Genomic DNA, 14,274 nt, shown 5'->3' with positions numbered 1-14,274 from the left:
CCATAGACGCATCTTCGGAGAACGCCCATGACCTCCATCCGAGGCCGCTTCTTCGCCACTCTCGCCGCCCTCCTCTTCTGCGCCCTCTCCTTCGCCCAGGCGGGCGACTGGAAGCAGTGCGAGGTCGTGGAACCCAAGGACCTCGTCGGGACCTACATGTTCGCCGGGACATGGACCGACGCCACGCCCGCGCTCTTTAAGGACGGGAAGGAGACCCCTTATCGCATCGTGCACTCCAAGGCCGACTTCTTCTTCCGCGACAAGGCCGGCAAGGACGTGCAAGTGAAGCTCAAGGGCGTGCGCTCCGGACGGGGCGCCTCCAACTACGCGTACGCTTTCCCGGTGCCGGCCGGCCGCGAGCCCAAGGGCGTCAAGGTCCCGGCGACGATCGCGAAGGATCCGGATTGGAAGATGGTCCAGGTCCAGGACGGCAAGAGCCGCCAGACGCTCTACTACGACGCCAACCAGCTCAAGGGCGGGGCGGCCGCGCTCTACGACAAGAAGTCCGCGGCGGGGACGCCGCTGGGGAAGGCCGCGCTCGGCAAGGACGGGGCGCTCACGGTCACCGACGCGAAGGGCAAGGACCGCAAGGTCGTCGGCGTCGGGGTGGAGGGGAAGATCGGGAACGCTCCCGCGGCGGCGGCGAAGACCGACACGCTCGGCGGCGAAAAAGGGGAGAAGCCGACGAAGCCCGTCGCTGCCGGCGCTCCGAAGATCGAAGGGGCCGGCGCCGTCGGCGACCCCGCGGCGCTCGACGAGTCCAACCCCGTCAACCTGCTCTCGGCCCTCATGAAGGACCGGCCCGAGACCCGCGACGAGATGGCGCGGCGGCTCTTCGCCTTCGCCAGCGAGCCGCCGGAAGGGCGTTCGTTCTTCATGCCCGAGCTCAAGACGGCCTTGGGCAAGGAGGCGGAGAAGGGCAAGGCGCTCACGGCCTCGGTCAAGACCTGGGTCGACGCCAGCCCGGCCGATGCCTCCGAGGTCTACTTCTGGCTCTGCGCCGCCAACCCCGCGGCCAAGGACTGCGGGGCGGCCGCCGGCATCCTTCAGGGGCGCAAGACGGAGAGCCCGCGCATCGCGGCTTTCGAGAAGGACCTCGGCTCGTGCCTCGCGCGCTGGTCGCTGCCGGGCGCGAGCATCCAGGAGGCCTGCGGGAGCCCCTCACCCGCGCTCGAGCGCAAGCCCCTCGGGGGCGACAAGCAGCTCGAGTGGTTCTCCGCCTTCCTCGCGGACGCCGCCGAGCACACGCGCTCGCTGCTCAAGGCGGAGCGCGCGGACGTCAACGCCCTCTTCAAGCGCGTCGGCCAGGTCGGGGACGCGGGCGTCGACGGCGCGGTGCCGCTCGGCGCCGCGACCAAGCCGCTCGCGCAGGGCGTCAATGCCAGCCGCACCTTCGGGCCGGAGCAGCTCTTCGGCAAGTGGGGCGACTACAACGTCATGCACATCGACGGCCGGCGCATCGCCGTCGTCGTGCGCACGACCAAGGACGGCAACAACCCGCCCAACAAGTTCACGCAGGAGGTCGGCGTCTACGACATCTCCGACGAAGGGAACATCTACGGCCGCCGCTTCAACATGCAGTACGACAACAAGCAGCCCTTCACCCTCAACGGCAAGGAGGACGGCAAGCAGTACACGCTCAAGTTCGACCCGCGGGGCAACGACCACGTCGTCCGGCTCGAGAGCACCACCCCCGGCGCCCAGACGACCTACGGGAAGGCGGGCCAGGTCGAGATCACCGTCAACGGGCTCTTCTCACAGCGCGCGGAGAAGGTCCACCAGTTCGGCAGTCTCGTCGAAGTGGGCGGGAAGCGCTACTATGCCTTCGGCGAGTCCTCCGACCGCGGCTCCCTGACCTTCTGGCCCGAGGAGACGATCAACGGGCGCGCGGAGCAGGCCAACCTCGACGCCCGCAAGCTCGTCCCCGAGATGGCGGCCTACGTCAACCGCCGTTCCAGCAGCGGCGTCCCCGAGAACCTCTCCGACAAGGTGAGCCTCGGGAAGGTGGGCGAGAAGTGGTACGACCTGGTCTGGAACGCCCAGCTCGGCATCTGGGTGCCGACGGAAGGGACCGAACCGCCCAAGGACCCGCCCAAGCCGGCCCCGACCGACGCCTCGACGGGCGGGAACACCCCCACGGCCCCCACGCAGGAGGGCGGGCAGGTGGATACCGACGGCTGGCCGGTGCTCGCCGATCCGCCCTACAAGCTCCACAAGCTCAATGAGAAGCTCGACGCGAGCCTGCGCAAGAGCTCCGTGCGCTTCATCGAGAACGTGAGCGTCAACGACCCCGTGCAGAGGGTGTCGATCAACCTCAAGGCCTCGACGCCGGACCTGACGCTCCGCTGCTTCGTCCTGATGCCCTTCGCCAACGGCCTCGTGCAGCGCGGCGGCGAGGACATCCTCGGCGGGCACATCATCAAGGTCAAGGCGCTCTACGAGACCGGCGTCATGACCCGCTACTCGGACCTCGCGGGAAGCTACGACTGCGGCAAGATCGACGCCTACGGGGAGGCCCACTACCTGGGAGACCACTCGAAGGGCGCGTTCAAGTTCAACGTGCGCGACTGGGACTCGCAGAACGCCGCGGTGCTCGACGCCATGAAGGACTCCGAGGTCGGCTTCTCGCAGTCGTCCGTGGCCGGCATCGTGACCAACATCGACAAGGCGCGCGGCGTGCGCAAGTCCTTCGAGGTCTCCGGCAGCAAGAGCGCCGTCGTCCTCATGTTCGACGGCAAGGAGCGCTGCAAGGTCCACCCGAAGTACGAGCCCTGCGGGGTGGTGAGCATCGACGGCCCGGAGGGCGCGCCCGAGAACTCGGTGGCCTTCGACGCCACGGCGGGGGACTGGAACTCGCAGGACGGCGACCTGCCGGAGACGACCTCGCCCGAGATGAGCGGCCCGGACGCGAAGAAGATCCTGTCCGCCAAGGACGGGGGCGCGGCGCTCTATGAGCTGAAGAGCGAGGACGGCAAAGAGGTCAAGTACTACGTCCTCTTCAAGGTGAAGGGTTCCGACGACGTCTCCCGCGTGGGCCGTCCGGTCCTCGTGAGCAAGGACCCGGGCTTCCTCAAGACGAACCCCGTGCTGCCCGGGATGCTGGTCTTCAGCGACCTCAAGGAGAAGGACAAGTTCCTCCCGGTGCGCTCGACGATGGGCGTGCGCTTCGCGATGATCCCGAAGTATCGCGAGGGCTACGAGAAGAAGGGCGCCTGGGCGCTCTACAGCTCCGGCAGCGAGGAAGGGCAGAGCAAGTACGCGAACCTCCACGGCTGCTTCATCACCTGGGGCGGCGCGGAGTGTAAAAAGTAGGCCCAAGGACCCAGCCCGCGCGGGTCTAAGGACACCCGGCGGGCTGGGCCTTTCGCGTCTGGAGCGCATAGGACTTCGGCGCTAACCTTATAGGGCGATGGACCTCTATCGACGACTGACCGCCGCGACGCTCTGCGCCGCGCTCGCCTGGACGAGCGTGCCTTCCGCCGCGTTCGCCGGGAACGTCGCCGCCCCCAAGTCCACCGCCACCGACGCCGTCGCTCCTCCCGTCGATCCGGCGCAGGCGCTCAAGTTCTTCCAGCAGAAGGGCGTCCTCAAGGGCGAGGACGACAACTTCAAGGGCTACCTCTTCGACGCGAACGGCCAGTTGACCGCCATCGGCCAGGTCATCTACCGCGTCTTCCGCGCCGACGAGAGCAAGATCAAGGACTACCGCGAGACCTTCGACGACATCCGCGAGAGCGGCGCGTATACCGAATCGAAGAAGAAGTCCGTCGAGAAAGCCCTCCAGGACGTCCAGAAGCGCTACGGCGACATCGGCGGGACCAACGCAGAGGACGCCTGGATGCTCTCGGCCAAGCTCAACGCCATCCTCACCGGCGTCATGCAGCAGGACCCCGGCGGCAAGGCCCCCGAGTACGTCCAGGTCGAGACCAACGAAGGCTTCTTCTTCGAGGACGCCAAGGGCATCGCGGTCAAGATGACCAAGGGCATGGCCTGCCGCAAGCAGGGCTGGCCGGACTCCCGCGAGCCCGATAAGATGACGCTCTCCGCGTTCGAGGACTTCAAGAAGAGGGAGCAGGAGGGGGGGACGTGGGAGGACTGGTCCTGCGGCCCGGTGGGCGGGGTCGTCACCTTCCGCCGGGACGTTCAGCAGCAGCAGCGCAAGATGAACAAGAACCGGCCCCCCTGCGCCCCGCTCATCCCTGAGACCGGCCGCTACAACTACCAGACCCTCTACTACGACTTCTGTCAGCGCGAGGAGCAGATCGACCAGCAGGAGAAGGGCCTGCGCATCGACCGCATGATGCGCCTGGCGCAGCTGCTGGGCAAGCAGTACCGGGAGGACCAGTTCCTCAAGGAGAAGACGCTCGAGGCCGACCTCATCAAGGATGCGAAGAAGAAGAAGCTCGGCGAATACGATTCCGTCTGCAAGAGGAAGGTCGCCGACTACTTCGAGCTCATCGAATGCCGTCTCGAGGACCGCGCCAAGTACCTCGCGGCCGGCCGCAAGGCGCTGGAGGCCTACCGCAAGCGCGTCGAGCAGTTCAAGGGCCGCGACTTCATCCTCCCCGAGGAGGTCTCCGGGCTCCAGGGCGAGAGCCAGGTCGTCTTCAAGTCGATCGTCCTCTCCTTCGCCGAGTCCCAGCGCTTCCAGGCCATCAACCAGCTCGAATCGCTCGGCTACGAGGCCGCCATCAGCTCGATCGCGGTGAACCTGAGCCTCATCAAGGACGCGCCCGACGCCGAGACCCTGCTCAAAGCCCTGCGCGAGGCCCCGCTCACCGAGGAGGAGAAGGGCAAGTACAAGACCGCCGGCAAGGCCGTCGCCGCGCGCATCCAGCAGCTGCTCGCGGCCCTCGAGCGCATCAAGCGCAACGCGCTGAGCGCCGACCCCGTGACGGGCATGGGCGCCATCACCAACGCGCTGCAGGCCACGCAGGCCCAGCTCGGCGAGGTGGGGCTCGACTACATCCTCTATCTCTCCATGCCGGGCCTCTCGAAGGTCGCCAAGGACGAGGACTCCGGCGTCACGCCGTGGGTGACCCTGCAGGGCGCCAAGCTCTGGAGCAAGACCCCGAGCTGGCTCGGCGGCGAGGGAGCGTCCGGCTACGTGCGCAACCGCGCGGCGGTGACGAAGTATCAGCCGCAGCTGCTGGCCGTCACCCGTCTCATCGCGGCCGAGGATTTCAAGGGGGCACGCAAGGCGCTGCTCGCGCTCGACCCCGACGCGGTCATGGCCTACCGCGAGGTGGACCTGCGCGGAGACTCGGAGTTCACCGACGCTCAGCGCATCCAGGCCTCGCTCAAGAAGAGCCAGACCGTGCTCAACAGCGTCGCCCAGGTCCACGTCTGGACCGGCATGGTCATCAACACGGTCATCTGGTCCGCGGCCCTCGCCGTCGCCGCGCCGGTCGCCTCGGCCGCCTTGAGCGGCGTCGCCAAGGTCGCCTTCACCACCGCCAAGGCGCTCGACACCATGGGGAAGGTCGGGAAATATTCGGCGGTCCTTTTCCGCGTCGTCGGCGCGATCGCCGAGAACACCGCCATCCGCCTCGCGACGCTGAGCCCGGCGGCCGACAAGCTCTACGCCTCCACGAAGGTCATGCGGGCCGCTGAGGCCTCGATGGTCCGCTTCGTCAACGCCGGCGCGCGCATGTCGGCCTTCTCCTTCGGCCTCTCGGGCACGACCTCGGGCGTCATGGCGGCCGGCACGCACGCCTACCAGGAGACGATCGGCGGCGGACATTCCCCATTCGCCTCCGCGGGGGAAGCCTTCGGGCTCGGCTACCAGCAGGGCGCCAAGTGGGCGACCGAGTCGTGGCACCCGATGCTCCTCTACGCCGGCGTGCCCTCCAACGCCTTCGAGGGCGTGCCCGTGCTCTCCCAGGCCTCCGAGTCCCTGGCCACCCGCGGTCTCTTCGGCAACGTGAGCGCGGCCGTGGACTCCGGCCTGCGCACGATGGGCATGGAGAAGGCCGCGCAGACCTTCGGCAAGGTCGGCCTCGGAGGCCTGGTCCAGGCCGGCGGCTGGAAGGCGGGCGTCGCGACCGCGCTGAGCATGGGCGACAACATCGCCAAGTACTACGTCTTCAGCACCGGGATCGGCGCCGCGGCCACGGAGCTCAACTACCGCTTCAACACCATCGACGGCGAGAACATCGAGCGGCGCATCAAGCGCTCCGAGAAGGCCGGGCTGGCGTGGATGGAGAAGCCGCTGTGGCTGCTGCTGCCGACCTACCCGGCCCGCTACGAGGCCCAGGCCAAGGCCATGCGCCAGAGTCAGCAGGGCTACGAGGAGTACAAGAAGGCCGGGGAGCTCGACAAGATCGCCAACGCCGCCGCCGACATCACCGAGCTGGGGCTCAAGGGCTCGCCGACGAGCTCCTACATGGAGAAGATCTTCAACTTCCGTTGGCGCGGCGAGAGCGGACAGAACGGGACCTTCAAGGTCACCAAGCAGATGAAGTACGACGCCATCCGCGAGGAGCTCCCGCTCGCGCTCGGCGGCGACGGGAAGAAGGGGGCGGTCAACCCCCTGCGCTTCTACGAAGTCAGCCAGATGGGAGACAACAAGCAGGTCGGCCGCCTCATCATCAACGACGAGGTGCGCGACCAGGCCCAGGGCCTCTTCGAGAAGGCCGTCCTCGACAGCCCGAAGCTCGCCAAGGACATCCTCGCCTCGAAGCTCGGCAAGCCCGTCGAGGGCTTCGGGACCGTGAGTCTCGGCCACCAGGAGGAGGTGGCGCGCATCCTCTATCGCGCCAACGCCGAGGGGCGCTCGGTGCCCAAGCCCCAGCTCGACGCGAGCCTCGCCCTGCTCAAGCCCTACATCGAGTCCGAGAACATGGTGCAGGGCAAGGCGCGCGAGCTCGTCGAGGCGCTGGCGAAGAACAAGACGCCCTCGAAGGCCTTCCAGAACGCCGTCGAGAACTTCATGAACCGCACCCTGGAGTGGAAGGACCGCCAGGGCTCCAAGCACGTCGACGCGAGCAAGCACTACACGGCCCTCCTCGACGAGTTCCGGGCGCAGATCGAGGGCCAGAAGTCCGCGCTCTCCCCCGTCGAAAGCTCCGTGCTCACGAAATCCGTCGAGTATCTCGAGGCCATCCAGAAGCGCTTCCAGTACTTCAACCGCCCCGAGGCCTTCAGCGCCCGCGTGAAGTCCTCGCTCGAGGCGCTGAGCACCGAGTATTCCTCCCGCCCCGCGAAGAACGCCGATGTCCAGGACTTCGTGGACGGCGTGCTCAAGCGCACCCTCGAGTGGACGGCGCAGAACCGCGGCGCGAGCGACCCGGTCGTCCGCATCGGAGAGAAACCCCCGAAGCCCGGCGAGACCCCCAACCCCGGAGACTTCCTGACGCTGGTCAGCGACCTCGGCAAGGGGCTCGAGGGCCTCAAGGGCAAGGTCTCCGTCGCCGACTACCAGGTGGCCGAATCCGCGGTCAAGGAGGTCGTCAACTCCCCCTGGATCCTCAAGAACGCCAAGGGCGACGGCCTCCCGGGCTGGCGCGACGTGCAGTTCGAAGGCATGATGTACTTCCTCTACTCGGTCAGCCAGAAGGGCACCCAGGTCTCCGACGTCGTGCGGACCTTCCTGCAGATGAAGACCGGCGCCGGCAAGACCCTGCTGGCCTTCGAGGGCCTGCTGCCCTTCGCCGACGCCGACGCGGCGATGCGCGGCAAGCAGACGATGTTCCTCACCGTGCAGTCGAACCTCGAGTCCCAGGCGCGCGTGGACTTCCGCAGTCTCAAGAAGCTCACCACGAAGATGACCATCGACACCTGGGAGGGCTTCAAGACCAAGATCGCCGAGGGAAAGCTCAAGGTCAAGAGCGTGGCGGAGGACTACTGGCTGCTCGGCGACGAGATGGACGGGGCCGCCCAGCAGCCGGCGCTCACCATCGGCGAGACCACCGCCGGCGTCTCCAAGGACGCGGTCGGCTACAAGATGCTCAAGGACATTGGCCGGCGCCTGCAGACCATGCTCGACCGCGGCCCGCAGGAGGCCCAGAAGAGCCTCGAGGCCCAGGTCCGGCGCATGCAGGCCGCCGCGGACGCCATGCCGGCCGGCGAGGCGCGCGAGGCCGTGCTCCAGAACGCCAAGGAGATGATGCAGGTCTCGCGCGAGCTCATGCTGCTCGAGACCAAGGCCTTCACGCCCTCCGGCGACAAGGGCCGCGCCCTCGAGCGGGCGAACGGCTGGTTGCGCCGCTCGGGCGGCAACGCGCTGCCCGAGGCCGAAGCCAAGGCCCTTCAGGACCTCGTCGCCGAGCTCAAGGCGACCCCCGGCCCGAAGGCCGGCGAGCAGGTCCAGCGCCTCGACGCCAAGCTCCGCGAGCTGCAGACGGGCCTCGCGCAGACGGACCTGGCCCGCTTCGAGGGACGGATGCAGAAGCTCATCGGCAAGCAGGACGCGCTCCTGACGGCCCTCCCCGAGGGGGAGGCGCGCAGCATGCTCGCGGAGTCCGGCCGGGACCTGCGCACCGCCCTCGCCGAGCGCCGCACGAGGGGCGCCGTGGACCTCAAGGGCTTCCGCGCCGACCTCGAGAACATCCTGCTCTCCCAGAAGTCCGTCCTCGTCCAGAGCGAGCCCGCCGGCGAGACCACCGCCAAGGGGCTGCGCCGCATGGCGAAGCTGGCCCGCTCCGAGGGGCACGCCGACATGGCCCGGCAGCTCGAGTCGCAGGCCCTGCGCGTCTCCGAGGGCGGGGCCCAGGCCCGCGCCGACCTGCGCGCCAACGCCGACGGCCTCCGACAGGTCGTGCGCGAGGGCAAGCCGGGGTGGGAGACGCGGGCGCGGGAGCTCCTGACCCAGCGCGAGGGCCTCGTCGACCGCGCCGTGACGCGCGAGAACCCGATCTACGAGATCTTCTCGAAGATGCGCCAGGACATGTACTCGATGGTCTATTCCAAGACCCGCGTCCAGGACGACGGCCAGGTGCTCATGGAGGCGCCCAAGGCCGCCGGGACGACGCTCACCGAATCAGGCAAGAAGTTCCTGGCGGCCATGGAGAGCCTCGCGGGCAAGGACCCGGCCGCCCAGCCCCTGGTCGCCAAGGCCCGCGACCTCAAGGCGCGCTGGGACGCGCGGGCCGCCGAGATCTCCAAGCTCCTCGACAAGCCCGTCAGCGCCGAGCACCAGGCGGTGATGACCGCCCGCCAGACCGCCTACGAGCAGATGCTCAAGGCCGACGACGCCCTCCGGGCGGCGAAGGCCGAGTTCGACGCCGCCGACGCTCCGGGAAAGACCGTCCTCAAGGACAAGGTCGCCGGGGCCCAGCGCGTCGTCGATGAATGGAACGGGAAGTTCTCCGACATCAACGCGCGCCTGAAGCCCTTCGAGGCGCCCCAGCGCGAGCTCATGCGGGCCCAGCTCGAGGGCCTGCGCGCCGAAGCCCAGGGGACGGCCGCCGCGTGGAAGACCGACCTGGCCTCCTTCAAGGGCCCCGAGGCCGACGCCGCGCGCGTGAGCATCCTCCCGACCGGGACCGCCTTCGAATCCCAGCTCAAGCGCGTGGACTTCACCTCGCAGCGCGCCGTCGAGGCCTGGCAGCGCCGCATCGACGGCGTCCCGGCGACCGAGCTCGCCGCCCGCTACGCGCTGCAGTGGACGGGCCTGCGCTGGACGCTCTCCAAGATCCCGGGACTCGGCGACGCGGGCTTCCTGAAGCCCGTCACGGCGAGCACCGACGGCCTGGCCCGCACGCACGCGCGCGGGCTGGTCAAGGCCTTCCTCAACGACCCCTTCCTGCCGCCGGACGTCCGCTGGCGCATGTTCTGGGAGATCCTGCCCTCGACGATCCTCCCGCGGGGCGTGAGCGGCCAGGGCTCGGGCTGGGTGCGCACGGAGCTCTTCAACCTCGCGCGCGGCTACCTCGACAACCCGGCCAACATCCGCGTCGACAACATCACCGGCCGCGTGAACGTCATCCACAACGGACAGTGGTTCGAGTCCATGGACACGCCGACGCGGCGCTACTGGGAGCTTGAGTACGGGACCGACCTGACGCTCCCCTACGAGCACAAGACGATGGTCACGATGAACGACCTCATCCGGGACAACCACAACGTCCGCTTCGTGGGCTTCTCGGGCACGACCGGCAAGGAGTTCTACTCCTACATGAACGGGAACAAGGTCAACATCGTGGGCAAGGGCTCGGAGGGCGCCCCCAACGTGCGCCTCGAGATCCATGAGAACCCCGCCGGCAAGTTCCAGACCATCGGTGAGGCCGTGAACAAAGCCATGGCCGACCCCAACGGCCTCGTCGTGCTCAGCCTCTCCGACACGCGCATGGTCAAGGCGGTGCGCAAGTACCTCATCAAGACCGGGAAGCTCCAGCCCGAGAACATCGCGATGGTGTTCTCCGACTCCGAGTTCCTGCGCCTCAACCGCCCGAACGCGAAGGTCGGCGAGCAGATGAACCTCGACGGCATGACCACCGGCAAGGTCAAGGTGCTCATGCTCGACACCCGCGTCGGCGGCCGCGGCCTCGACCTCAACTTCAAGGGCGACCGCGGCAACCCGAGCCCCACGGCGTTCAAGGGCTACAAGGATTTCCAGATGCTCATCGTGGACCCGCAGGAGATGTCGGGCGTGCACAGCATCCAGGCGCAGGGCCGCATCGACCTCGGGCGCATCCTGCCCTCGACTCCCGACCACCCGACGACACGCACCTTCAAGCTGGTCATGGACATCCAGACCGCCCAGCGCGACCCCGTCTTCCAGAAGATGATGCGCGAGGAGCCGGTCCTCCAGCAGCTGCGCGAGAGCCCGGAGTGCCTGGCGATGTCGATGCGCGAGGGCAAGCTCATCCCCGACTGGGGCACGGTCCATCGCTTCGTGGAGGGCCTCGAACAGCGGCAGGCCAGCCCCAAGCTCACCGAGCTCTACCGCCAGACCGTGGACAAGTACCTCACCATGCGTCAGAACGAGGTCGAGCTCGAACAGCTCCGCTCCGCCGGCGTCCTCAAGGACGCCTCGAAGTACCAGAACCCCCTGTACCGCGGCCTCGAAGGCCGCTGAGCAACCCCCGCCTTTCGGACCGGGTTCCGCATGGGTCCCTTGCCTTCGTCCTCCGGCCCGAAAGGTCCTGACGCTTCCTCGCCCGCCGCGCTATAACCAAGTGTACATATGCGCGGAGCATCCCCTCGTCCCTTCGCGGCGGCCTTGGCGTTGGTGTTCCTCCTCGTTTCTCCGGGAACGGGGCCTTACGAGGCGCTGGCGCAGACCCTGCCGATCCCCGCGGCTTCGACTCCGTTAAGCCCGGTCGGAGTCATTGCGATCGGGGCGGGCGTCCGGCTCGGCGGCACGCTCGCGGAGATCCGGACGCCGGGCGGTCTTTCGGTCCTCGGGATCGCGCTGCCCTCCCTGCAGGTTCCCGCAGTTTCCCCTTCCGTCAAGGCGCCGAGCGCCGCGGCGCCTCAGGCGAAAAGCGAGGCCGCGCGGCTCCTCCTCGCGCCCGCCGCCGCCCTGCGGCGCTCCGCCGCGGACGCGGTCTCCCCGGCGAAAGGGGCGCAAGAGGGGCGCGAAGGCCCGCAGACCCCGCTTTCGGTCCTTGAACAGCTCGCGGTCCCGGCGCGCTCGGCCCTTGAAGCGTCCGGCTCCGCGGACGCGGCCCCCATCGAGCGCATGGCTGCCGCGTTCGACGGCGGCGCGGGGAAGGCCGGCCGGGCCTTGGACGCCGTCCCCGTGTCGGCTGCGGAGGCCGGAGCGCCGGGCCGTCTCCCGGGCCTGAGCTCCTCGGTCGGCCGCGCCGCGCTCAAGAAGGGAGGAAGCTCCGGAATCAAGGCGCCGGGGTCCGGCCAGAAGACGCTCTCGCTCTGGAAGGTCCTCAAGGAGAACCGCTTCCTCATCGCGGCCGCCGCGGGCGCCGCCGTCGGACTCGCGGGCATCAACCTCGGCACGCTCCCGGTCCTGAGCCTCCTGCCCGGGCTGTTCTTCGGCGGCCTGCCCTGGCTGGCCGCGCCCTTCATCGGCCTCAACGTGTACAAGTCCTTCGCGCATTACAGCGTCGTGAAGGAATCGCGCACCTTGCTGGGCTTCCTCGTGATCACCGTGGCGGGCCTCGCGATCTCGGCGGGCGTCACCATGGCGATGACGAGCCTGCTCCCCGTCGTGAACCCGGCGAGCTTCGCGGCCGCGGCCATCCCCGGTCTGGCGGACGGGGGCTTCAGCCCCATGCAGTTCATGCTTCCGATCATCGGCCTGTTCACCGGCGCGGCGCTCCTCTACAAGCGCGCGCGCGGCGTCCAGGACGGCTCGGCGGGACCGAGCGACGGGACCGGCTGGAGAGGGGCGCTCCGGCGCCTCTATGACCGGGCGGCCGGGCTCGTGGTCAACGGCCGCACCGCGCCCTTCCTCGTGAAGGCCGGCCGGCTGGGAGAGAAGGCGGCCGACCTCGTCAACGTCGTCTTCCCCAGGTTCATCGACATCGTGGGCATCCCCGCCGTGGCGGTCCTGCTCTCGATGACCATGGCCACGGGCGGACTCGGCCTGCTGAGCACTTTCGGAGGCTATTACATCACCGCCTTCGCCGGCATGGCCGTCGGCTTCATCGCGATGCTGGCCGTCTATTTCGCCTTCGGCGCGCGCGCCAAGGACTTCAAGGAGCTGCTCAAGGCCGCGCTCGTCGGCTTCAGCATCTCCTCGAGCAGCGCGACGATGCCGACGGAGAAGGAGGCCCTCAAGGCCATGGGCGTCTCCCGCAAGACGCGCGAGGCCGTGGTGCCGCTGGGCGGGGTGTTCAACATGTACGGCACCGCGCTCTACATGGGCCTGACGGCGTTCTACGCGCTGTCGATGTTCGGCGCGGCGCCGACCCTCGCGCAGTATCTGAACACCGCCCTCACGGTCCTCGTCATCGCGATGGGCGCGCCCGGGATCCCCGCCTCCAACATCACCCTGCTCGAGCCGGTGCTCCGCCAGACCGGCCTGGAGGCCGGGCAGATCAACAAGGTCTACACGATGATCCTTCCCGCCGACCGCATCCTGGACATGGTGCAGACGGCGCTCAACGTCCTGGGCGACATGCTCCCGGCCGTGGAGCAGGACCGCAAGCGCCTGCGCTACGTCCGCGCGAAGAACATCTCGGAGATCCGCCGCAAGCGCGCCGAAGAAGAGCGCGCAAAGAACCCGGGAGGCCGAGCTCTCGAAAGCCGCTGATCGATCCTGTCGCACGCCGAAAGGGCCCCCGAAGAGGGGGCCTTTTCGTTTCGGGCAGGCGTCAGAACTGAACGTTCTTCGACGAGATTTGTGTCAGACATGAAACTTTGATATACTTTTCGGCAGAGAGGAACGAATGGGAAGACCTCAACGCATCCAGTTCTCCGGCGCCTGCTATCATGTCACCCTTCACGGGAACAACCGGCAGGACATCTTCCTGGGCAACCAGGACCGCCGAAGCTATCTTCAGCTGCTTCGGGACTACCGGGAGCGTTTCGGCCTCAAGGTCTACGCCTACTGCCTCATGCAGAACTCGGTGCAGCTCGTCCTGGAGACGCCTCAGCCGAACCTCGCGCGCGTCATGCAGGGCTTCAACACGGCCTACACCAAGTTCTTCAATCAGCAGCACGGCACCCTCGGGCACGTCTTCCAGGGCCGCTACCAGGCCATGCTCATCGACAAGGAGAACCGCCTCCTCGACGTGACCATCCACGTCCACCTCTCGCCCATGCACGAGGGGCTGCGCGAGAAGCCCTGGCGCTACCTCTGGTCCTCCTGCGCCGCCTACGTGGAATCGGGGGAAAAGGAGCCCCTGGTGGATTCTCAGGAAGTGCTCCGCCGCATCGCGAAGATCCGCCTCAAGCAGTCGGTGCTGTACCTCCACATGCTCAAGGAGCGCGCCCGCCAGGGCGTCGCGCCGCTGCATCCCGAGTCCGGCTCCTTCCTCGGCGACGCCCGCTTCGCCGAGGAGGCCCGCAAGGCCGCCGGGCTCTCCGGGAGCTTCGAGCGGGTCGGCTCGGTCGAGCGCGCCCGCGAGATCCTCGAGGAGACCGTCCGCAAGCACGGGGTGGACTCCGAGCGCCTGCTCGGCCGCGGGCAGTGGCGGGACCTCACGCCGGCCCGGCGGGAGGCCGTCTACCGCATCTGGAAGGAGGCCCGACTCGGCGTCACCGAGATCGGACGGATGTTCAACCGCACGCCTTCCGCCATCAGTCAGATCGTCCGCTTCATGGAAATGGGCGACAAGAAAGCTGATTAGTCGTTTATTGTTTAATTAATAATATAAAGTCCGGCACCCAAGGGCCGTAAGGCCCAGCCGTCCTTGGGTCGTTTAA

At 68.1% G+C, this 14,274-nt stretch carries 4 protein-coding genes; all 4 read left to right on the top strand.

Going from position 1 to position 14,274, the window contains the following annotated elements:
• The first annotated feature begins 27 nt into the window (after window positions 1–27).
• Window positions 28–3,312: a hypothetical protein gene (locus WC969_06825; GenBank protein ID MFA6029547.1), complete on the top strand. Its 3,285-nt coding sequence runs from the start codon at window positions 28–30 to the stop codon at window positions 3,310–3,312.
• 97 nt (window positions 3,313–3,409) lie between these two features.
• Window positions 3,410–11,020 (top strand): hypothetical protein, encoded by a 7,611-nt coding sequence (locus tag WC969_06820; protein ID MFA6029546.1) that lies wholly within the window; start codon window positions 3,410–3,412, stop codon window positions 11,018–11,020.
• Between the two features lie 153 nt (window positions 11,021–11,173).
• Window positions 11,174–13,159: a cation:dicarboxylase symporter family transporter gene (locus WC969_06815; GenBank protein ID MFA6029545.1), complete on the top strand. Its 1,986-nt coding sequence runs from the start codon at window positions 11,174–11,176 to the stop codon at window positions 13,157–13,159.
• 136 nt (window positions 13,160–13,295) lie between these two features.
• On the top strand, window positions 13,296–14,198 hold the full coding sequence (locus WC969_06810) for a transposase (protein MFA6029544.1): 903 nt from the start codon (window positions 13,296–13,298) through the stop codon (window positions 14,196–14,198).
• Window positions 14,199–14,274 lie beyond the last annotated feature (76 nt).

The organism is Elusimicrobiota bacterium (genome assembly GCA_041660925.1).
GTDB lineage: Bacteria > Elusimicrobiota > Elusimicrobia > UBA1565 > UBA1565 > JBAZUV01.
The sequence above is the reverse complement of the archived record's forward strand: the minus strand, read 5'-3'. Positions and strand labels throughout refer to the sequence as shown.

Bases quoted from the DNA above. Each gene is read 5' to 3' on its own strand.
- WC969_06820 (MFA6029546.1), top strand. From the start codon at position 3,410: ATGGACCTCTATCGACGACTGACCGCCGCGACGCTCTGCGCCGCGCTC.
- WC969_06825 (MFA6029547.1), top strand. From the start codon at position 28: ATGACCTCCATCCGAGGCCGCTTCTTCGCCACTCTCGCCGCCCTCCTC.
- WC969_06810 (MFA6029544.1), top strand. From the start codon at position 13,296: ATGGGAAGACCTCAACGCATCCAGTTCTCCGGCGCCTGCTATCATGTC.